The organism is Galactobacter caseinivorans (assembly GCF_003640665.1).
In the GTDB taxonomy this organism is placed as follows: domain Bacteria; phylum Actinomycetota; class Actinomycetes; order Actinomycetales; family Micrococcaceae; genus Galactobacter; species Galactobacter caseinivorans.
Window position 1 is genome coordinate 301,780 of record NZ_QQXL01000002.1, and the last position, 20,224, is coordinate 322,003.

The following is a 20,224-nucleotide window of genomic DNA, read 5'->3' on the forward strand; positions in this document are numbered from 1 at the left end:
GTTCAGGCTCCGGGTTGGCTCTGCTTGGGCTGGGTCTGTGCCGGGATCTGCGCTGGGGCATCCGCTGGGGTGTCAACGGCGCCGCCGTAGCGGCGATCGCGGCGTGCGTAATCCTCGATGGCACGCCACAGCGTGCGGCGATCAACATCCGGCCACAGCTCATCCAGGAACACCAGCTCGGCGTAGGCGGACTGCCACAGCAGGAAGTTGGAGGTGCGCTGCTCCCCCGAGGTGCGCAGGAACAGGTCAACGTCTGGCACCTCCGGCTCATCCAGCCGCGCGGCGATGCTGCGCTCGCTGATCCCGGAGGGCTTGATGCGCCCGGCCGCCACATCCTCAGCGAGCCGGGTCACCGCATCCACAATCTCCGCGCGACCGCCATAATTGACGCACATGACCAGGTCAAGGACGGTGTTGGATTCCGTCAGACGCTCGGCTTCCTTCAGCTCCTTGACCACGGAGCGCCACAGCCGGGGCTCGCGGCCGGACCACCGCACGCGCACACCCCACTCGTTGAGCTGGTCCCGCTGGCGCCGGAGCACATCGCGGGAGAAGCCCATCAGGAAGCGGACCTCATCCGGGCTGCGCTTCCAATTCTCCGTGGAAAACGCGTAGACGGAGAGGTACCGGACGCCCGCCTCGATGGCGCCAGCAACGACGTCGAGCAAGGCCTCTTCCCCCGCGCGGTGACCCTCCGTGCGCGGCAGGCCACGCTGATTGGCCCAGCGGCCATTGCCGTCCATGACGACCGCGACGTGACGCGGCACCACGGCGTGTGGCCAGCTGGGTACCTGCGCGCCGCTAGGGTGCGGCGCCGGGTGCAGCGGCGTGGGGTTGGTCGCGGGCGGCACTGAAACGGCGGCCTGGCGGCGGGTCAAGCGGGGGCTCACTGGCGGGCGTTCTCTCCACGAGGCGTAAGGATTTGAGGGCACGTTCTAGGTGCCACTGCACGTATTCTCCCACGATGGAATCCGCCTCCCTGACCTCGCCAGCGCTGGCCTGCGCCACCGTGGCCCAGTTCCCCGTGAGCAGGGCTGCCAGGAGGCGGATGGTGCCGGGTGCAGGGCTGCGTGAGCCGGCGGGTCGGCAGGAGGCGCACACCGAGCCGCCCAACTGAATGTTCAGGGCCTCGTGCGGGCCCGGCGTGGTGCACCGCGCGCAGTCCGTGAAGCTGGGCGCCCACCCCGCCGTGGAGAGTGCACGGAGCAGGTAGGAGTTCATGATCGTGGCCGCGACGCCCTCGCCACGGGCCACCATGGCCAGGGCCCCGTGCAGTAGCCGGAACTGGGGGCCGGTGGTGTCCACATCGGTGCTGGTCAGGCGCTCCGCCGTCTCCACCATGGCCGCGGCAGCGGTGTAGCTCTGGTAGCTGGCGGCGATGGGCGCGCCGTACTGATGCAGCAGCTGTGCCTGGGTGATGGTGTCCAGATTCTTGCCGTGGATCAGCTGCAGATCCACGTGCATGAACGGCTCCAGCGTGGCGCCCAGCTTGGAAGAGGTACGGCGAACCCCCTTGGCGACGGCGCGGATTTGCCCGTGATCAGGGGTGAGCAGCACCACGATGCGGTCCGCCTCCCCCAGCTTGTGGTGGCGAAGGACGATGGCCTCGGTCCGGTAGGACTTGGCGCTATAGCCGCTGCGTGCCGTGCTGCTCACCCCCCTCAGATGACCTGGTGGCCCATGGACTCGATAGTCCGGTGGACCCGGTGGACCCGGTAATTCCGATCAATCCGCTCCGACTCTAGACCGGTGGGGGCCTAGACGCTGGAGGTTTCGCGGATGGCGCGATTCACGGCGGAAACCACGGCGTTGAGCGAGGCCACGGTGGTGTTGGTGTGCACCCCGGCGCCCCACAGGACCCGATCCCCCACGGCGCACTCGACGTAGGCGGCGGCGCGTGCCTGGCCGCCCTCCTCCAACGCGTGCTCCGTGTAGTCAAGGACGCGCACGTCCACGCCCTCGGTGCCCAGCAGCCTCACGAAGGCGTTGATGGGGCCATTGCCCTTTGCCAGGCGCTGGTGCTCCACCCCGTCGATGAAGAGCTGTGCCTCCAGTTCCACCTCTCCCAGGTCATTGGACTGCGTGATGACGCGGCCAAGTCGGTAGTGGCCCCAGCGTTCCCCGGAGGACTCCACCGGCAGGTACTCGTCCTGGAAGGCGCTCCAGAGCTCGGAACTGGTGACCTCGCCGCCTGCCTGTTCGGTGCGGCGCTGGATGACGCCAGAGAACTCCACCTGTGCGCGGCGCGGCAGGTCCAGCCCGTGATCGTGCTTGAGCAGGTAGGCCACACCACCCTTGCCGGATTGGGAGTTCACGCGGATCACGGCCTCGTAGCTGCGGCCAAGGTCCTGCGGGTCGATCGGCAGGTAGGGGACCGCCCACGCGATCTGATCCGTGCTCTTGCCAGCGGCCTTGGCGTCCGCCTCCATGGCCTCGAAGCCCTTTTTGATGGCGTCCTGGTGGGAACCGGAGAAGGCGGTGAAGACCAGGTCCCCGCCCCACGGGGAACGCTCCGGCACCGGCATCTGGTTGCAGTACTCCACAGTGCGGCGAATGTGGTCCATCTCCGAGAAGTCGATCTGCGGGTCCACGCCCTGGCTGTAGAGGTTCATGCCCAGCGTGATCAGGTCAACGTTGCCCGTACGCTCGCCATTGCCAAAGAGGCAGCCCTCGATCCGGTCGGCGCCGGCCATGTAGCCCAGCTCCGCCGCAGCCACACCGGTGCCGCGGTCATTGTGGGGGTGCAGGGAGAGCACCATGGAGTCGCGGTGGCGCAGGTTGCGGTGCATCCACTCGATGGAGTCCGCATAGACGTTGGGGGTGGCCATCTCCACCGTGGAGGGCAGGTTGATGATGACCTTGCGCTCGGGGGTGGCGCCGAGCACCTCTGCCACCTCGTCGCAGATGCGCCGGGCAAATTCCAGCTCGGTACCCGTGTAGGACTCCGGCGAGTACTCGTAGAAGATCTCGGTGCCGGTGAGCTGCTCCTCGTACTTCTTGCAGAGCATGGCGCCATGCAGCGCGATGTCCACGATGCCGTCCTCGTCCTGGCGGAAGACCACGCGCCGCTGCAGCACGGACGTGGAGTTGTAGAGGTGCACGATGGCGCGGTGCACGCCCTCCAGCGCCTCGTAGGTGCGCTCAATCAGGTGCTCGCGGGACTGCGTCAGCACCTGAATGGTGACGTCCTCCGGAATGAGGCCGCCCTCCACGAGCCGGCGAACAAAGTCAAAGTCCGTCTGCGAGGCGGACGGGAAGCCGACCTCGATCTCCTTGTAGCCCATCTTGACCAGCAGCTGGAACATCTTGAGCTTGCGGTCCGTGTCCATGGGATCAACCAGGGCCTGATTGCCATCTCGCAGATCAACCGCGCACCAGCGCGGGGCCTGCGTGATGACCTTGCCCGGCCACGTGCGATCGGGGAGGGTGACCTCGATCTGGTCCTGGAAGGGGACGTACTTGTGGAAGGGCATTCCGGAGGTGCGCTGGCGGTTGTGCATGGTTCGTTTCCTTCGCGGCTGGTTCGTGGGTGCTTGGCCGGCACGCTAAGACTCCGCGACGAGGGGACGGCCCGAACTTATGCGTCCTGTGGCACCTCGCCGCGGCAACCAAGAAGGAGTAGCGCCTGCAGCATGCGAGTGACGCTATCACCACCCCTGGGCGCTACTCCTTGTGTGACGCAGCTTGTCTCAGAAGCCGAGACGGCCCAACTGCTTGGGATCGCGCTGCCACTCCTTGGCGACCTTGACGCGCAGATCAAGGTAGACCTTGGTGCCCAGCAGCTTTTCGATGTTGGCGCGAGCCCGCTGGCCCACGCCGCGCAGGTGCGCGCCGCCCTTGCCGATGATGATGGCCTTCTGACTGGGACGCTCCACGTACAAGAACGCGTAGATGTCCGTCATGGGGCTATCCGCCGGGCGGTCCTCCCGCGCGTTGATCTCCTCCACCACCACGGCCAATGAGTGCGGCAGCTCATCCCGCACGCCCTCCAGCGCGGCCTCGCGGATCAGCTCCGCGATCAGCACCATCTCCGGCTCGTCCGTGAGCTCACCGGCCGGGTACAGGGGCGGTGAGTCGGGGAGGTACTTGGTGAGCACCTCATCCACGGACTGCACCTGGTGACCCTTGAGCGCTGAGACGGGCACAATCGCGGCGAAGCCCTGCCCGCCAAGCACCTCATCTCCCAGCTTCTCCACCTCAAGCAGATGGGTGCCCAGCTGCTCGTGGTTGACCTTGTCCGTCTTGGTCACGAGCGCCACCACGGGCGTGCGGCCAAGTCGGGAGAGCTGCTCCACGATGAAGCGGTCTCCAGGGCCAATGGGCTCATCTGCTGGGGTGCAGAAGCCCACCACATCCACCTCGGAGAGTGTGGTTGCGACCAGGTCGTTGAGGCGCTGGCCAAGGAGGGTACGCGGGCGGTGCAGCCCGGGGGTGTCCACGAGCACCAGCTGGTGATCTGGCCGGTGCACAATCCCACGGATGGTGTGGCGCGTGGTCTGCGGCTTGGAGGAGGTGATGGCAATCTTCTGACCCACCAGGGCGTTGGTCAGGGTGGACTTGCCTGCGTTGGGGCGGCCAACAAAGGAGGCAAAACCGGCCTTGAAGCCCTCAGGGTAATTGTGCGGGTCCAGCTCGGTCACGAGGAGGTCTCCTTGGGTTCGGATTCTGCGTTGAGTTCATGGGGTGTGGCACGGCGCGCGCGCACCGTGCCGATGCGGTTGCGCCGTCCCGAGAGGGAGCGGGCCGTGAGCACCAGCGGCGGGACCACGACGCTGGAACCGACGATCGGGACCCGGCCAAGGGCCTTGGTGAGCAGCCCGCCCACCGTGTCCACCTCGTCGTCGTCCATTTCTAAGCCAAAGAGGTCACCGAGCTCGTCCACCTCCAGCGCGGCCGGAACAATGAAGGCGTCCTCTCCGTCAGCCTCCACCTCTACGCGCTCGGCATCGTATTCATCATCGATCTCGCCGACGATTTCTTCTAGCAGGTCCTCCAGCGTCACGAGCCCGGCGGTGCCGCCGTACTCATCTACCACGATCGCCACGTGGACCGCCTCGCGCTGCAGCTCGGGGAGCAACTCCCCCACCGGCTTGGACTCTGGCACGTAGCGCGCCGGGCGGGCCACGCGGGCCACGTCTTCCTCCGAGCGGCCCTCCACCACCACGGTGCGGACCAGGTCCTTGAGGTAGACCACCCCGCGCACGTCATCCGAGTCATCGCCGATCACGGGCAGGCGTGAGCAGCCGGAGCGCAGAGAGAGGTTCAGGGCCTTGCGGGCGCCGAGGCCTGCCGGGGCGGTGATCATGTCGGTGCGGGGCACCATGACGGCGCGCACCCTGGTGTCCCCCAGCTCAAAGACGGAGTGGATCAGGTCCGCCTCCGCGTCCTCCAACACGTTGGCCTCATTGGCGCGGTCCACCAGGTCGCGGAACTGGTCCTCCGTGAAGAAGGTGTCCTCCTCCGTGCTCGCGGAGCGGGGGGTCACGGTGCGCACGAGCCACCCGGGCAGGGGGCCAAGCAGCGCCGTGCCAAAGCGCACCAGCGGCGCGGTGGCCGCGGTGATGGCGGCGGCGTGCAGGCGCCCCAAGCGGCGCGGGGACACGCCCACGACCAGGAAGCCGACGGCGGCCATGGTGAGGGTGGCCCAGAGGCCGGCCCACCAGACCTGATCCAGCAGGGCCATGTACGCCAGGGCCAGCGCCACGCCGGAGGCGGACTCAAACCAGATGCGCCAAAAGCGCACAGCGCGGGTGTGGCGCACCGGATCCGCCAGAATCACGCGGAGGCGCGGGCGTTTGCCATCCTCCGTGAGGCGTTCGGCCTCCGCGCGGGGAAGGGCCAGGTAGGCGGATTCCACCGAGCTCAGCAAGGCGGCGGCCGCCACGAAGATCAGGGCAAGCACCGCCAGCAACCAGATGGTCACTACTGAATCGTCTCCTTCGGGGCCGGCCGGCCCAGGAAGCCCTCCAGCAGCTCACGCTGCAGCCCAAACATCTCCGTCTTCTCCTCCGGCTCGGCGTGGTCATAGCCCAGCAGGTGAAGCATTCCGTGGGTGGTGAGCAGGTCCAGCTCATCCTGGGTGCTGTGCCCGCCGCGCTTGGCCTGATCTGCCGCGATGGTGGGGCACAGGACGATGTCCCCAAGGAACCCGGGCCCGCTCAGGGCGCTGGGCGTGCCGGGACGCAACTCATCCATGGGGAAGGACATCACGTCCGTGGGGCCCGCAAGGTCCATCCACTTCACGTGCAGCGCGGCCATGGCTTCCTCGTCATACAACACGATGGAGACCTCCGCATCCGGGTGAACGTAGAGGGCATCCATGACGTGGCCCGCCAGAGCCGTGAGCTCCTCCAGGTCCACCTCCTGGCCGGACTCGTTGCTGACTTCCACGCTCACGCGCTTGTCCCTTCGTTGTTGTGCTTGCGCCGCGCGCGGGAACCCTGCTGACCCACGGTGGAGCCGGGGCGCTGGGACTGGGCGTCGTCCCAGCGGGTGTACGCGTCAACGATGTCTCCCACCAGGCGGTGGCGCACCACGTCGCCTGCGGTGAGGTGGCACATCGCGATGTCGTCGATGCCCTTGAGGATGTCCGTGACGACCCGCAGCCCGGACTGCTTGCCGCCGGGCAGGTCCACCTGTGTCACGTCACCCGTGACCACGATGCGGGAGCCAAAGCCCAAGCGGGTCAGGAACATCTTCATCTGTTCCGGGGTGGTGTTTTGTGCCTCGTCAAGAATCACAAAGGCGTCGTTGAGCGTGCGACCGCGCATGTACGCCAGCGGCGCCACCTCAATGGTCCCGGCCGCGATGAGACGCGGAATGGACTCCGCCTCCACCATCTCATGCAGCGCGTCATAGAGCGGGCGCAGGTACGGATCAATCTTGTCCGCGAGCGTGCCGGGCAGGAAGCCGAGGGACTCCCCCGCCTCCACGGCCGGGCGGGTCAGGATGATCCGGGAAACCTCTTTGGCCTGCAGCGCCGCGACGGCGCGGGCCATAGCAAGGTAGGTCTTTCCCGTGCCGGCTGGGCCGATGCCAAAGACCACCGTGTGGGTGTCCATGGCCTCCACGTAGGCGGCCTGGTTCAGCGTCTTGGGCCGGATGCGGCGGCTGCGGTGACGCAGCACGTCGGTGGTCAGCGACGGGTCCGGGGCGGCGGCGGTGAGCTGACGCTCCGCGCGGATGAGGCGTTCCACCACGTGGGCGGTGATGGCTGACCCGCCCGACGCCGCGGCGCTGGCTTGGTCTATGACGCGGCGGACCGCTTCAAGCTCGGCCTGAGGCCCAGTCATGCGCAGGGTTTGACCCAGCGGCCGGAACGTCACCTGGGGCCAGACCCCGGCCAGAATCCTGAGCAGGGTGTCCTGCGGACCCAGCGTCGCGATCATGCTGTCCGCGTCGGAAAAGCCGATGTCGGCGGAGGAAGCGGTGTCGTGGGGGTCAGTGCGATCATCCGGCATGGATGCGTGGGGCCTCTCGTAGGGCGGGACGTGCGGTGTGGCTGAAGGTGCGGCGGGGTGCGCCGTGGCAAGTCTAGTCGTCAAGCGCGGAAGCGGGCTCGGACTGCTCCGCCTCGTTGTCAGCGGCGAGCTCGCTATAAGCGCCCACCGCGGACCGGACCAGGACCAGCGCCACGGCGCCGGCCGTGGACGCCCGCAAAACGTGGGTGCCCACGTGGACCACCTTGGCGCCGGCCGTCTCAAAGCGTTCCAGCTCCTGAGCGGAGATGCCGCCCTCCGGGCCCACCACCAGGGCAATCTCACCAGTGGGCAGGCCGCCCTTGGACTGAACCCAATCCAGGGTCGCCGCCGTCAGGGGCCGCGTGGCGCTCTCATGCAGCACCAGCGCCAGCCCCCCGCCCTGCACCACGCCGGCCAGGCGGCGCTCCAGCTGCGAGGAGGAATGCAGCTCTTCCACGGGAGGCAGGCTGTCCCGGCGGGATTGCTTGACCGCGGCCACGACCTGGTTCTCCCACTTGGCGTGGGCCTTGGCGGCCCGCTCCTCCCGCCAGCGGACAATCGAGCGATCCGCCTGCCAGGGAATCACCGCATCGATGCCGATCTCCACGCACGTTTCCACGGCCTGGAGGTCCCGATCCCCCTTGGCCAGCGCCTGGACCAGGACGGTGCTGACCGCGCTGCGGCTCTCCTGTTGCACGGAGTCCACCCGCAGGCTCACGCCCTCGGCCCCGGCCGTCAGGACGGTGCACACCCAACGCGAGCCCGCGCCGTCCACCACGTCAACGCCCTCACCCGGCTGGATGCGCTTGACGCGCGCATGCCGGGCCTCAGATTCGCTCAGGCGCAGAGTGGATCCCGCCGTGGCGCCTGCCACGGCGGCCGGGTCCAGGAAGGACTGGCGTGACATGGCTAGCCTCGCAGCTTGTCCCGCAGGCGTGACATGAGGCCGCGCTGCTCAAACTTGCCCTCGGTGAAGGTCTCCCCGCGCAGCTCTGCCAGCTTCTCCAGCAACTCACGCTGAGCGTCGTCCAGGTTGCGTGGGGTGGCCACGCGCACCTCCACGACCAGGTCGCCGCGGCCGTTGCCGCGCAGGCGGGGCACACCCAGATCCTCCAGGCGCACGGCATCCCCTGATTCGCTGCCGGGCTTGATGGAGACGGTCTGCTCACCGTCAAAGGTCTCCAAGGTCACGTCAGTGCCCAAGGCGGCCGCCGTCAGCGGAACCGTGAGCACCGCCTTCAAATCATTGCCCTCGCGCTCAAAGACCGGGTGACGCTCCACATCGATCTCCACGTACAGATCACCCTGGGGGCCACCGCCCGGCCCGGCCTCGCCGCCGCCGGCGAGGTGAATGCGGGTGCCGGAGGAGACTCCGGCGGGGATCTTGAGCTGCTTCTCCAGCTGATCGGCAACGCGGCCGGCGCCCTGGCACTCGGGGCAGGGCTTGGGCAGCGTGGTTCCGTAGCCCTGGCAGGCGGGGCACTCGGCCAAGGTCATCATCTGGCCAAGGATGGAGCGCACTGGGCGCTGCACATGACCGGCGCCGCGGCACACATCGCAGGTGGCGGGGTGGCTGCCGGGCTCGCAGCAGCTGCCCTCACACAGCGGGCAGATCACGGCGGTGCGCAGCTCCAGCGGGTAGACCGTGCCCTTGACGGTGTCCTCCAGACTGATCTGGATGCGCACCAGGGCGTCGCGCCCGGGCTCGGTGCGCGAGCGGGGGCCGGCGGAACCGCCGGAGCCGCCAAAGAACTGATCGAAGATGTCTCCGAAGCCACCAAAGCCGCCGCCTCCGCCAAAGCCGCCCTGGGCGCCGTTGCCGTTCTCGTTGCCGGTCGCGTCGTAGTTGCGGCGCTTCTCGGCATCCGAGAGCACCTCATAGGCGTGGGAAACGGCCTTGAACTGGTCCGCCGCCTCGGGCCCGGTATTGACGTCCGGGTGGAGCTTGCGGGCCAGCTTGCGGTAGGCCTTCTTGATCTCCTCGCCGCTTGCGTCTGCGCTCACGCCGAGGGTCTCGTAATGCGATGCCATGGGGTTGGCTGCTTCCTTCTTGGTTGAGGTTTACGCCGACAGAATGCGGCTGAGATACCGGGCGATAGCGCGCACAGCGGCGATCGAGCCCGGGTAGTCCATACGGGTGGGTCCAAGGACCCCGATCATTGACTGGTTGCCAGGGCCGTAGCCGGAGGCCACCACCGAGGCACCCACCAAGGGTGAGTCCACGTTCTCTGAACCGATGCTCACGGCCACGCCGTAGGCATCTTGCTCCAGTTCGGAGAGCAGGCGCAACAGCACCACCTGCTCCTCTAACGCCTCAAGGACGGGAGTGATGTTGCCGTGGAAGTCCTGTTGGGCCCGCGCCAGGTTCGCGGTGCCGGCCATGACCATGCGATGCGAGCGGTCCAGACGCGAGAGGTCAGCCACGGCCCCGGAGACGGCGGTGGCCAGCGGAAGCTGCTCCGCGGGGACCAGTCCGCTCAGCGCGGCGAGCAGCGTGGGGACATCGGCCAGGTGCTTGCCCACAATCAGGCCAAGCACCAGTTCCTTCACCCGCGCCAACTCCAGCTCAACGCTGCCCAACGGCACGGCGATGACGCGCTGCTGCACCGAACCGGAGGTGGCGATGAGCACCGCCAAGACCTGACCGGAGCCCAAGGCGACCAACTCGACGTGACGCACCCGAGCGTCGTCGAGCCGGGGAATCTGAATGACCGCCACCTGATGGGTCAGGTGCGAGAGCACGCGCACCGTGCGCGCCAGGACCTCATCCAGGTCATCGGTGCCCTCCAAGAGGGACTTGATGGCGCGTTTCTCCGCAGAGGAGAGCGGCTTGACCTCCTCGATCCGGTCCACAAAAAAGCGGTAGCCCTTCTCGGTTGGCACGCGCCCCGCCGAGGTATGGGGGGCCGTGATGAGGCCCTCATCCTCCAAGGCCGCCATGTCGTTGCGGATGGTGGCCGCGGAGACCTGCAGCCCGTGGCGCTCCACCAGCGCCTTTGAACCCACCGGCTCGCGGGAGTTCACGTAGTCCTCCACCACCGCGCGCAACACCTGGAGGCGTCGCTGGCGCGAATGACTCTGCTCCGACATACCCCTCCTGTGTTCCATGGTGCGCGCTGGCGCTCACTGGTGCGCGGGCCAAGAACTGGCACTCGCGATCAACAAGTGCCAAGTCTAGGCCGCACGCGCGCGGCTGTCGCCTCGGCGCGCATCACCCTGAGCGAACACCGGCGCCGGTAGCCTAAAAGGGCCGCGGGGACGGGCCCCGCGCGCACCAAAGGAGTGGCGAGTGCAACACGGTTGGGGACCCCAGGATCTCTCCGCACCCCAGCGAAAGGCGCTGCGCAAGGTGCCCGCCGCGGTCGGGCTACTACTGGAGGACGTGGAGTCCGGCTGGGTGGGTGAGGTGGTACGCACCGAACGCGCCGGCGGCGTGCGCGTGCTGGTGCTGGAGGATCGCAAGGGCCGCAAGAAGTCCTTCCCCGGCGGCTTTGGCTTCCTGATTGACGGCGAACCGGTGGAGATCGTGGAGCCAGGCTCCGTGCCCGCAGCGCCCACCAAGCAGGCACCCCAACGCTCCGCCTCCGGCTCGGTCTACCTTGCCAACGCCCCGGCCCGCACCGCGCGCGCCGCCCGCATCTGGGTGGAGGGCGCACACGACGCCGAACTGGTGGAAAAGGTCTGGGGCCACGATCTGCGCGTGGAAGGGGTGGTGGTGGAGCCACTGCACGGCGTGGATGACCTGGCCGGGGCCGTCAAGGACTTTAACCCCGGACCGCAGCGGCGCCTGGGGGTGCTCGTGGATCACCTGGTCACCGGATCCAAGGAGCACCGCATTGCCCAGGCAGCCATGGCCGTCCCCGGCGCGCGCGGCAATGTGCTGGTGCTTGGCCACCCGTATGTGGACGTGTGGCAGGCCGTGCGCCCCGGCGCGGTGGGCCTGGACGCCTGGCCGGTGGTGCCGCGTGGGGAGGAATGGAAGCAGGGGATCCTGCGGCGGCTTGGCTGGCCGCACACCACCAAGGAGGACGTGGGCCTTGGGTGGAAGCGCATCCTGTCCGGTGTGCGCCACTACGGCGACCTGGAGCCCTCGCTGCTTGGCCGGGTAGAAGAACTCATCGACTTCGTCACATCCGGTGAGGCGTGAGGGCTACGGCCAGTTTGGTTTCCTAGAATGGCCTCTACGAGTTTGTTGTGCGCCGCTGTCATGGTGCGCTTCGGATGACCTGCCTTGACCTGCACCTGATGTGCTTTAGCGCTGACGTGCCTCTGAACTGTGACGAAAGGACGCCTCGGTGACTTCGCAGCCTGACAACGGCCGCAACCGCTCCGCCTCCGCTGGGCAGCCCACTGGGCTGAGTGGTTCCGCGCCCCAGGCCCTGCCCCTGACCCCGGGCGAGGATCGCCGCTGGGCCACCATGGCGCACTTCGTGTCCCTGGCCGGGTTCCTTCCCAGCCTGATCATTCACTTGGTCTACCGGGACCGCGGCCCCTTCACGGCCCAGGAGTCACGCGAGGCGTTTAACTTCACCCTGCCGCTCTCCGTGCTGATCGTGGTCTCTTTCGTCTTGGGGTTCATCCCCATGATCGGCTGGGCGTTCTCGCTGTTGGCCGTGCTGCTGTGGCTGCTCATGACCATCCTCGGCATGATCGCCGGTGTGCAGGTCAACAAGGGGCGCCCCTACCTGTACAAGTTCAACCTGCGGATGTTCTAGGCGCTCGCTCCCGCCGCGCCCCACACGGCTTAGAAGCCGAGCAGGGTCCGCACCACGGCGTCGGCTAGCAGCCGGCCCCGCAGCGTCAACACCACGCGGCGCTCCCCGTCCGCACCCGGCTTCAGCGCCGCCTGCGGATCCGCGAGCCCATCCGCGACCAGCCCGGCCACCCGCTCGCGCTCATGCGGGGCAAGCAGGGACAACGGCAGCCCATCGGAGAGTCGGATCTGCAGCATCACGTCCTCCAAATGGGAGGCCTCCGCGTCCGGCAGCTCACGCGCGTGTACCGGGGCCAGCCCGGCGTCCAAGCGCTGCTGATAGGCCGAGGGGTGCTTCACGTTCCACCAGCGCACGTCCCCCACATGGCTGTGCGCGCCGGGGCCCACACCCCACCAGTCCTGGTTCAGCCAGTACGCCACGTTGTGGTGCGCGCGGTGCTGGGGACCGCGGGCAAAGTTGGAGACCTCATACCAGCCGTAGCCGGCCTGGCCAAGCAGCTGATCCGCCAGCACGTACTTGTCCGCGTGGTCGTCATCATCCACACCCGGCACCTCGCCGCGGCGAATCTGCGCGGCCAGTTTGGTGCCGTCCTCGATGATGAGCGCGTACGCGGAGATGTGGTCCGGTTCCATGGCGATGGCGGCCTCTAGCGTGGTGCGCCAATCCTCCAGGGACTCCCCCGGCGTGCCGTAGATCAGGTCAAGGCTCACGCCAAGGCCGGCCTCGCGGGCCCACTGCACCGCCAGCGGCACGCCCTCTGGCGCGTGCGTGCGATCCAGCACCTTGAGCACGTGAGGCACGGCGGATTGCATGCCAAAGGAGACGCGCGTGAAGCCGGCAGCGGCCAGCGTCTTCAGCGACTCCGGTGACACCGAATCCGGGTTGGCTTCCGTGGTCACTTCTGCCCCAGGAACCAGGCCAAAATGCTCGACGGCGCGGTGCAGGGTCCGCGCCAAATCCTCGGCTGGGAGCAGGGTGGGGGTGCCGCCACCAAAGAAGACGGTGCTCAGGGGTCGCGAAGGCGACCCGGCGTCGTCGAGCACCCTGGCGGCGAGGGCCAACTCGGCCGCCATGGCGTCCGGGTAGGTCTCGCGAGAGGCCCCGTGGCCCAGCTCCGTGGCCGTGTAGGTATTGAAGTCGCAGTAGCCACAGCGCACGGCACAGAAGGGAATGTGCGCGTACAGGCTGAGGGTGCGGCCCGCTGAGGAGGCCATGGCCTCCGGCGGAAGGGAACCGTCCAGCGGAGCCGCGTCCCCCTCGGGAAGGATGGAGGGCATTACTTCTTCTTCTTGTCGCCCTCGTCAGAGGACAGTGCCGCAACAAAGGCCTCCTGGGGCACCTCCACGCGGCCCACCATCTTCATGCGCTTCTTGCCTTCCTTCTGCTTCTCCAGCAGCTTGCGCTTGCGGGAGATGTCGCCGCCGTAGCACTTGGCCAGGACGTCCTTACGGATGGCGCGGATGTTCTCGCGGGCAATGATGCGGGAGCCGATGGCGGCCTGAATGGGCACCTCAAACTGCTGGCGCGGGATCAGCTCGCGCAGCTTGCCGGTCATCAGCGTGCCGTAGGAATAGGCCTTGTCGCGGTGGGTGATGGCGCTGAACGCGTCCACCTGCTCGCCCTGGAGCAGGATGTCCACCTTCACCAGGTCAGCGACCTGTTCGCCGTCCGCCTTCCAATCGAGGGAGGCGTAGCCGCGGGTGCGGGACTTGAGCTGGTCAAAGAAGTCGTAGACGATCTCCGCGAGCGGCAACCGGTAGCGCATCTCCACGCGCTCCTCGGAGATGTAATCCATGCCGCCCATGACGCCGCGGCGCTGCTGGCACAGCTCCATGATGGCGCCGATGTACTCCGCCGGGGCAATGATGGTGGAGGAGACCATGGGCTCGCGCACCTCCATCACCTTGCCGGAGGGGAACTCTGAGGGGTTCTTCACGTGCAGGTGGGACTTGTCCTCCGTGACCACGTCATACTCCACGTTGGGCGCGGTGGAGATCAGGTCAAGCTTGAACTCGCGCTCCAGGCGCTCGCGCACAATCTCCAGGTGCAACAGGCCAAGGAAGCCCACGCGGAAACCGAAGCCAAGCGCGGCAGAGGTCTCTGGCTCGTAGGAGAGCGCAGCGTCGTTGAGCTTGAGCTTGTCCAGCGCGTCACGCAGCACCGGGTAGTCGGAGCCGTCGATGGGATACAGGCCCGCGAACACCATGGGCTGGGGATCCTCGTAGCCGCCCAGGTTCTCCTTGGCCGGCTTGTGGTTGGTGGTGACCGTGTCACCCACGCGGGACTGGCGCACGTCCTTCACGCCCGTGATGAGGTAGCCCACCTCGCCCACGCCCAGCCCCTTGGTCGGGGTGGCCTCCGGGGAGGACACGCCAATTTCTAGCAACTCGTGCTGGGCCATGGTGGACATCATGAGGATGCGCTCGCGCGGGGAGAGCTGCCCGTCCACGACGCGCACATAGGTGACCACGCCGCGGTAGGAGTCATAGACGGAGTCAAAGATCATGGCGCGCGCCGGGGCGTCCGCATTTCCCTTGGGGGCCGGAAGCTGGCGGACCACCTGGTCCAACAGTTCCTCCACACCCACGCCGGTCTTGCCAGAGACGCGCAGCACGTCCTCCGGCTCCACGCCGATCAGGTGGGCCAGCTCCGCCGCGTACTTATCCGGCTGGGCGGCCGGCAAGTCAATCTTGTTGAGCACCGGGATGATGGTGAGCTCGTTCTCCATGGCCAGGTACAGGTTGGCCAGCGTCTGCGCCTCGATGCCCTGCGCGGCGTCCACGAGCAAGATGGCGCCCTCACAGGCCGCCAGCGAGCGGGAGACCTCATAGGTGAAGTCAACGTGGCCCGGCGTGTCGATCATGTTCAGCGCATAGGCGACCCCGTCCACCTCCCACGGCATGCGAACGGCCTGGGACTTGATGGTGATGCCGCGCTCGCGCTCAATGTCCATGCGGTCCAGGTACTGCGCGCGCATATCGCGGGCATTCACCACTCCGGTGGATTGGAGCATGCGGTCTGCCAGCGTGGACTTGCCGTGATCGATGTGAGCAATGATGCAGAAATTGCGAATCACTGCCGGATCGGTGTTGGCGGGCACCGGTGCGGTGCGGGCCTGGGGAGACACGGAGGTTCATCCTCGTTTCAGGGTCAACGTCAAAACGGGTGGGCGCGCGGAACGTGCCCTTCCTTGCATTCTCTCACGAGGGTGCCCGCTCCCCCGGCACGGCGGGGCGGCGCGCTGGTAGTTTGGCGCGCATGGCATCTTCCTCCCGCTGGTTCTCCGTGGCCAAGCAGATCCTTGGCCCGCTCGTGAAGTCGTTTTTGAACTCAAGGCAGGGTTCCGGCGGCGCTGACGGCGCAGCCCGCCGCCCGACGTCGAACGGTTCCGGTTCCCCGCGCCCCTCCGGTTCCAGCCGTCCCGGCTCATCCGGCCGCGCCGGTGCCGGGGCCCGCTCCGGTGCCGGCGATGGCAGGGTGGATGCCCAGGAGGCCGCCCAGCGCGGCGCCGCCTATGCGGGCGACTATTCCGGCGTGCCGCAGATGCACTACTCCCCTCAGCCGGATGGCCGCCCGGATCCCGGGGAAATCGTGTGGGCCTGGGTGCCCTATGAAGAGGATCACTCCCAGGGCAAGGACCGGCCCGTGCTCATCATTGGGCGCGACGGCGTGCACCTGTTGGCGCTCATGCTCACGTCCAAGGATCACACCCGCCAGAATGACAGGGATTACGTGGATGTGGGCACCGGGGCTTGGGATCGCCAGGGCCGTCCGAGCGAGGCCAAACTGGATCGCATCTTGCGTTTGGATGAGGCGGCGGTGCGTCGTGAGGGCGCCGTGCTGGACCAGGCTCGCTTTGATGGCGTCGCCGCGGCGTTGCGCCAACACGGCTGAGACAGCCTGGCCTGTTACACTCTTCACTAGTGTGTCCGCGCAGGTCTGCGGGCACTCGAGGCGAACATCTCCGGTATCCCCACGCCACTCAGTCGTGTTCGGCTCGGAACCCTCAGACCATCCATCCATTCGTCAAGAAGGACAACCCGTGGCGAACATTAAGTCCCAGAAGAAGCGCATTCTCACCAACGAGAAGGCGCGCCAGCGTAACGCTTCCGTGCGTTCCGATCTCAAGACCGCCATCAACAAGGTGCACAGCGCCGTTGATGCTGGCGACAAGGAGATCGCTGTTCCGGCCCTGCAGAACGCCAGCCGCAAGCTGGATAAGGCCGTGAGCAAGGGCGTTATTCACAAGAACAACGCTGCGAACCGCAAGTCGGCTATCTCCAAGAAGGTCAACGCGCTCTGAAACGCGCCGGTCCCCTCGCGGGATCGTTGATCGCTTGGCTTCGAAGGCCCCTCCTCTTTTGAGGAGGGGCCTTCGGCGTTGTCGGGCGTCTTTTGCCTGCTGGAGCGTTTCCGCGCCGGCGCGGCGGCAGCCGTTCTACCGGCGGGCGGCGGCCAGGCGGGAGATGGAGACGACGGCGCGTTCAATCGCGTACTCGGGGTCCCGGCCCTCGCCCTTGATGAGCGCGTCGGTCTGGGCCACCAGTCGCACACACTCCGCCAAGTCCGCCGGGCGGAAGCGCCGGGCGGCCTCCTGCGCCTGCTGCACCTGCCACGGGGCCATCTTCCAGCGCGAGGCCAGCTCACCCGTTGATTCGCGGGCGCCGGCCACACGGGCGGCCTGGCGCACCTTCATGCCCAGCGCGGCCACGAGCGGGACGGGGTCCACTCCCGTGGCCAGGGCGTGACGCAGCAGGGAGACGGCCTGGGCGCCGCGCCCGGCCACCGCCGCGTCTGCGACGGCAAAGCCGGTGGCCTCCACGCGGCCGCCAAAGTATTGCTGCACGGTCTCTTGAGTGACCGCCCCCTCCGTGTCCTCCATGAGCTGGCGACACGCCGAGCCGAGCTCTGCCAGGTCGTTGCCGACCGCCGCGACCAGGTCCGCCACGGCGCCGGACTCAATGCGGCGGCGAGCGGCCTTGAACTCCTGCTGAACAAAGTCCGCCTTCTCCGCGTCCTTCTTCAGCGGGGTGCAGTCAATGACGAGTGAGGCCTTCTTGAGCGCGTCCAGGAGCCCCTTGCCACGTTGGCCTCCCCCATGATGGGCCACCAGGACCACCTCCGGATCCGGCGCGGTCACGTACCCCGTCAGGTCCCGCTGGGTGAACTCGTTCATGGATTCCAGCCCGTGGAACTCGATGAGCATGGGGCCGCCAAAAAGCGAGGGGCTTGCCGCGAGCAGCAGCTCACCGGGCTGGTAGTTGGCCGCGTCGAACCGGGTGACCTCTACGTCCTCTGCTTGAGCGCGCGCCAGCTCGCGAATGCGCTGGAAGGCGCGGGCCGCCTGGTAGTCGTCAGCGCCGGTGAGCAGCACCAACGGGCGCGGCTCGGCCTCGCGGAAGGACAGGCCGCGGGCGGCCTTGGACCCTGCCCTCGATGAGGTGCGCGGTGGCATGCATGCTCTCCTGACGCTGCGGTGCCCGTAGGTGTTTCCCGGGGCCGCTTCAGTCTATCGGGGACCCCGGACACTGAGCCCGGTTGCCCACAGGGCGCGGCTGGTGGTGTTGCGCGCCCTAAGTTCCTGCATCCGGATCTTTGCGACGAGAATGACGGCATGCGATTGCACTCAACGACGACCGGCACCGGTGACCTCCACGTGGGATTGATCCACGGACTCGGCGCAGCTGAGTCGACCTGGAACCCACTGCTGGAGCGAATGTTGGCCACGGGCCGCTACACGGTGACGACCCTGGACTTGCGTGGGCACGGCGTCAGCGACCGCGCCTCCTCTTACTCGCTCGCGGCGTTCGCCGACGACATCGTGGAGGCACTGCCCCAGGGGATGCACAGCGTGGTGGGGCACTCCCTCGGCGGCGCGGTGCTGGTACGAGCCGTGGCCCGTTTGCGACCCGCCCACGCGATCTACCTCGATCCCGGATTTGGCCTCGCGCTGCCGACGAGGGGCCTTGAGGGGAAGCTCTTTTGGGCGGTGCCACCGCTCACGCTGGGCGTCATGGCGCGACTGCAAGCGGGAAAGAGTGCCATGGTGCACGACGCCCTCGACGACGACGTCCGCAGTGCGATGAAGCTCAGCCAGAAGCAATTCGACGCGAAGATGGCCACGAAGGTGCTCCGTGAAGTTGCGTTCCACCCGGTCGCCATCGCTGCGCCAGAGGTGCCGTCGACCATCGTTCTCTCCGACGACTCTCCTGCCGTATTGCCAGAGGCCCTAGCCGTTGGGTTGCAGCGCAAGGGGTGGGACATTCGCCGGCTCCCCGGCATCCACCACGACATGCACCTCGAAGACCCGGACCGCACGTTGACGGCCATCGCGGACGTGCTCTAGGTGTCGTGACCGGCCACGAGTGGTGTGCGCCCGCGAGTGGTGATTTTTGGGGGGTGGCGTTCTTCCTCCAGGAGGCGCGGGGTTGATCTGTGTGCTGATGACGGAGGAGCCCCAGAGTCCGTGCGCCGCCATCGCGACGACGAGGGCGCCGGAACAGCGGAGGAGGAAGTAGGACGTGATCAGATAGTCCACCGATGTGGGCTGGGCCTACGCGACGTCCTGACCAGCGGTGAGCAGGGTCAGAGGGCGGCGGTGAGAAGGAGCGAGACGATGGTACCGACGGAGTTGTTCACGACGTGGACCACCACCCCGGGCCAGATGGAGCGGGAGCGCACCGTGAGTACGGCGGCGATCGATCCGACGATGATCGCGGGAATGAGGGCCAGGTTGATGCCGTGCGCCAAGGCGAAGATCGCGGTGCTGACGAGGACCGCGACAACGGAGCCGTAGCGGGTGAGGGCGTTGGTGAGAACGCCGCGGAACGCGAATTCCTCCCCGGCCCCCGTGAGAAGTCCCAGAAGGATCAATTGCACCGCCAGGGACACCCCACCAGCGCTGGCGGCGTCTTGGTAGGAACCCTGCGGGTCCACGAGCGCGTCACCGGTCAGTGCCACAACCACCAGGACGACGACGCGGGACAGCACGATCGCCGCGAGGCCCAGGCCAAGCCCGATGAGCAGCCAACGCCAGGAAACACGGCGCACACCGAACGCCCCCCAGCCGCGGCGTCTGATCACGAAAGCCGCGCCGAAGGTCGCGAAACCGAGAACACCCGACAAGGCCGCAAACACATGGCCTCGGAGTGCCTCATTCCCGGTGGTGAGGTGGACCAGTGCCGGCGGGAGCAAGAGCAGCAAGCCCACATAGGTCACCGCGGCTGCGGCGACCTCCGGCCACCCCGGGCGAGTCGCTGCGGACGTTCGTGTGGATTCCACCATTGACACTTGGGCCCCCTGTAAAGTCGCGAAGCGCCTACTGGCACTTTGTGACAGAGATTAGCATGCTGATGGGCGTAGGGTCACCATGTGACAGAAGCGCGCGTGCCCATCGATCTTCGCCGCCGGCCCGATGCCCGGTTGCAGGTGTCTCGTCTTGCTGCGGAACTCTTCTGGCGAGATGGGGTATCGGCCACACGAGGCGAAGACATCGCGGCCGCGGCGGGGATCTCCACCCGCACGCTCTGGCGCTACTTCCGATCCAAAGAGGCCTGCATCGAACCGGTGCTGGAGGAGTTCGGCCGCCGATTCGTGGCCGTCCTCGCCGCGTGGCCGTTGACTGCGACAATCGAGGAATTCTTAGGAATGCCTGGCATCGCGGGACCCGTGGTGTACTCCGTCGACGACGTGCTCGCCATGAGGATGATTCGACTGGGGTTCGACGAACCGGCGTTACGCAGTTCCTGGTTGATGGTGTGCGACGACGCGGAGCGTCAGTGCGCGCAGATCTTCGGACTACGGCTTGGGCTGGACGAGTCTTCCAGGGAGCTCAAGCAGATCACGGCATCCGTGTCCGGTGCCGTTCGGGCGCAGAACGACTGGCTCAGTGTGGACTTCGTTGACCGACAATTCACCCCAGATGGCGGAGAGTTGTTGGCCATGCTTGCCCAAGCGGTGAGGGACGGGAGCAACGGCCACCTGGGAGCCGCTGTTTGAGCGTGGAAGGCAGCCCGCCGGAGCGTAGATAAGCCGCGTCCCTGCTCATTC

General features: G+C 67.3%; 20 protein-coding genes. 6 read left to right on the forward strand and 14 right to left on the reverse strand.

Annotation, left to right across the window (positions count from 1 at the left end):
* Positions 1-2 precede the first annotated feature (2 nt).
* From DWQ67_RS05025 to hrcA, 10 genes are all read right to left on the reverse strand, one after another.
* Positions 3-851, reverse strand: a complete 849-nt coding sequence (locus DWQ67_RS05025) for an isoprenyl transferase (protein ID WP_121484487.1) — start codon at positions 849-851, stop codon at positions 3-5.
* A complete protein-coding gene (recO, locus tag DWQ67_RS05030; protein ID WP_233555911.1) occupies positions 802-1,656 on the reverse strand; it encodes a DNA repair protein RecO in 855 nt (284 codons plus the stop codon). Before recO ends, DWQ67_RS05025 begins: the two co-directional genes overlap by 50 nt.
* A gap of 101 nt (positions 1,657-1,757) precedes the next feature.
* A complete protein-coding gene (leuA, locus tag DWQ67_RS05035) occupies positions 1,758-3,500 on the reverse strand; it encodes a 2-isopropylmalate synthase (RefSeq protein WP_121484489.1) in 1,743 nt (580 codons plus the stop codon).
* A 189-nt stretch (positions 3,501-3,689) separates the two neighbouring features.
* Entirely contained in the window at positions 3,690-4,640 is a 951-nt protein-coding gene (era, locus tag DWQ67_RS05040) for a GTPase Era (protein WP_121484490.1), read from the reverse strand.
* A complete protein-coding gene (locus DWQ67_RS05045) occupies positions 4,637-5,923 on the reverse strand; it encodes a hemolysin family protein (protein ID WP_121484491.1) in 1,287 nt (428 codons plus the stop codon). Before DWQ67_RS05045 ends, era begins: the two co-directional genes overlap by 4 nt.
* Complete coding sequence (gene ybeY, locus DWQ67_RS05050; RefSeq protein WP_121484492.1) at positions 5,923-6,396, reverse strand: rRNA maturation RNase YbeY; 474 nt, start codon at positions 6,394-6,396, stop codon at positions 5,923-5,925. Before ybeY ends, DWQ67_RS05045 begins: the two co-directional genes overlap by 1 nt.
* Positions 6,393-7,460 carry a PhoH family protein gene (locus tag DWQ67_RS05055; RefSeq protein ID WP_121484493.1) on the reverse strand — a complete coding sequence of 356 codons (1,068 nt, stop codon included), beginning with the start codon at positions 7,458-7,460 and terminating at the stop codon, positions 6,393-6,395. Before DWQ67_RS05055 ends, ybeY begins: the two co-directional genes overlap by 4 nt.
* Before the next feature lie 73 nt (positions 7,461-7,533).
* Positions 7,534-8,367 carry a 16S rRNA (uracil(1498)-N(3))-methyltransferase gene (locus DWQ67_RS05060; RefSeq protein ID WP_121484494.1) on the reverse strand — a complete coding sequence of 278 codons (834 nt, stop codon included), beginning with the start codon at positions 8,365-8,367 and terminating at the stop codon, positions 7,534-7,536.
* Between the two features lie 2 nt (positions 8,368-8,369).
* Positions 8,370-9,491, reverse strand: a complete 1,122-nt coding sequence (gene dnaJ / locus DWQ67_RS05065) for a molecular chaperone DnaJ (protein ID WP_121484495.1) — start codon at positions 9,489-9,491, stop codon at positions 8,370-8,372.
* Between the two features lie 30 nt (positions 9,492-9,521).
* A complete protein-coding gene (gene hrcA / locus DWQ67_RS05070; protein WP_121484496.1) occupies positions 9,522-10,550 on the reverse strand; it encodes a heat-inducible transcriptional repressor HrcA in 1,029 nt (342 codons plus the stop codon).
* Positions 10,551-10,749: 199 nt separating this feature from the next.
* Here hrcA and DWQ67_RS05075 point away from each other — a divergent pair, with 199 nt between their 5' ends.
* On the forward strand, positions 10,750-11,607 hold the full coding sequence (locus tag DWQ67_RS05075) for a DUF3097 family protein (protein ID WP_121484497.1): 858 nt from the start codon (positions 10,750-10,752) through the stop codon (positions 11,605-11,607).
* Positions 11,608-11,755: 148 nt separating this feature from the next.
* Positions 11,756-12,175, forward strand: coding sequence for a DUF4870 domain-containing protein (locus DWQ67_RS05080; protein WP_233555912.1), 420 nt, complete (start codon positions 11,756-11,758; stop codon positions 12,173-12,175).
* A gap of 29 nt (positions 12,176-12,204) precedes the next feature.
* Here DWQ67_RS05080 and hemW read toward each other — a convergent pair whose 3' ends face one another.
* Entirely contained in the window at positions 12,205-13,452 is a 1,248-nt protein-coding gene (gene hemW, locus DWQ67_RS05085) for a radical SAM family heme chaperone HemW (RefSeq protein ID WP_121484498.1), read from the reverse strand.
* Positions 13,452-15,302 carry a translation elongation factor 4 gene (gene lepA / locus DWQ67_RS05090; RefSeq protein WP_121484499.1) on the reverse strand — a complete coding sequence of 617 codons (1,851 nt, stop codon included), beginning with the start codon at positions 15,300-15,302 and terminating at the stop codon, positions 13,452-13,454. Before lepA ends, hemW begins: the two co-directional genes overlap by 1 nt.
* 131 nt (positions 15,303-15,433) lie before the next feature.
* Here lepA and DWQ67_RS05095 point away from each other — a divergent pair, with 131 nt between their 5' ends.
* Entirely contained in the window at positions 15,434-16,069 is a 636-nt protein-coding gene (locus DWQ67_RS05095) for a type II toxin-antitoxin system PemK/MazF family toxin (protein WP_121484500.1), read from the forward strand.
* Positions 16,070-16,217: 148 nt separating this feature from the next.
* The gene (gene rpsT, locus DWQ67_RS05100; RefSeq protein WP_121484501.1) at positions 16,218-16,478 is read left to right on the forward strand and encodes a 30S ribosomal protein S20; all 261 of its coding nucleotides are present in this window, start codon (positions 16,218-16,220) and stop codon (positions 16,476-16,478) included.
* A gap of 135 nt (positions 16,479-16,613) precedes the next feature.
* Here rpsT and holA read toward each other — a convergent pair whose 3' ends face one another.
* Positions 16,614-17,630 carry a DNA polymerase III subunit delta gene (gene holA / locus DWQ67_RS05105; RefSeq protein ID WP_121484502.1) on the reverse strand — a complete coding sequence of 339 codons (1,017 nt, stop codon included), beginning with the start codon at positions 17,628-17,630 and terminating at the stop codon, positions 16,614-16,616.
* A gap of 159 nt (positions 17,631-17,789) precedes the next feature.
* On the opposite strand from holA, the gene DWQ67_RS05110 reads away from it, so the two are divergent.
* Positions 17,790-18,521 carry an alpha/beta fold hydrolase gene (locus DWQ67_RS05110; RefSeq protein ID WP_121484503.1) on the forward strand — a complete coding sequence of 244 codons (732 nt, stop codon included), beginning with the start codon at positions 17,790-17,792 and terminating at the stop codon, positions 18,519-18,521.
* 239 nt (positions 18,522-18,760) lie between these two features.
* Here DWQ67_RS05110 and DWQ67_RS05115 read toward each other — a convergent pair whose 3' ends face one another.
* Positions 18,761-19,459: a CPBP family intramembrane glutamic endopeptidase gene (locus tag DWQ67_RS05115; protein ID WP_121484504.1), complete on the reverse strand. Its 699-nt coding sequence runs from the start codon at positions 19,457-19,459 to the stop codon at positions 18,761-18,763.
* A 102-nt stretch (positions 19,460-19,561) separates the two neighbouring features.
* Between DWQ67_RS05115 and DWQ67_RS05120 the strand changes: the two genes are divergently transcribed.
* Positions 19,562-20,173, forward strand: a complete 612-nt coding sequence (locus tag DWQ67_RS05120; RefSeq protein WP_158595375.1) for a TetR/AcrR family transcriptional regulator — start codon at positions 19,562-19,564, stop codon at positions 20,171-20,173.
* The last annotated feature ends 51 nt before the right edge of the window (positions 20,174-20,224 follow it).

Bases quoted from the DNA above. Each gene is read 5' to 3' on its own strand.
- dnaJ (WP_121484495.1), bottom strand. From the start codon at position 9,491: ATGGCATCGCATTACGAGACCCTCGGCGTGAGCGCAGACGCAAGCGGC.
- DWQ67_RS05095 (WP_121484500.1), top strand. From the start codon at position 15,434: ATGGCATCTTCCTCCCGCTGGTTCTCCGTGGCCAAGCAGATCCTTGGC.
- hrcA (WP_121484496.1), bottom strand. From the start codon at position 10,550: ATGTCGGAGCAGAGTCATTCGCGCCAGCGACGCCTCCAGGTGTTGCGC.
- DWQ67_RS05055 (WP_121484493.1), bottom strand. From the start codon at position 7,460: ATGCCGGATGATCGCACTGACCCCCACGACACCGCTTCCTCCGCCGAC.
- hemW (WP_121484498.1), bottom strand. From the start codon at position 13,452: ATGCCCTCCATCCTTCCCGAGGGGGACGCGGCTCCGCTGGACGGTTCC.
- DWQ67_RS05115 (WP_121484504.1), bottom strand. From the start codon at position 19,459: ATGGTGGAATCCACACGAACGTCCGCAGCGACTCGCCCGGGGTGGCCG.
- DWQ67_RS05110 (WP_121484503.1), top strand. From the start codon at position 17,790: ATGCGATTGCACTCAACGACGACCGGCACCGGTGACCTCCACGTGGGA.
- leuA (WP_121484489.1), bottom strand. From the start codon at position 3,500: ATGCACAACCGCCAGCGCACCTCCGGAATGCCCTTCCACAAGTACGTC.
- holA (WP_121484502.1), bottom strand. From the start codon at position 17,630: ATGCCACCGCGCACCTCATCGAGGGCAGGGTCCAAGGCCGCCCGCGGC.
- DWQ67_RS05060 (WP_121484494.1), bottom strand. From the start codon at position 8,367: ATGTCACGCCAGTCCTTCCTGGACCCGGCCGCCGTGGCAGGCGCCACG.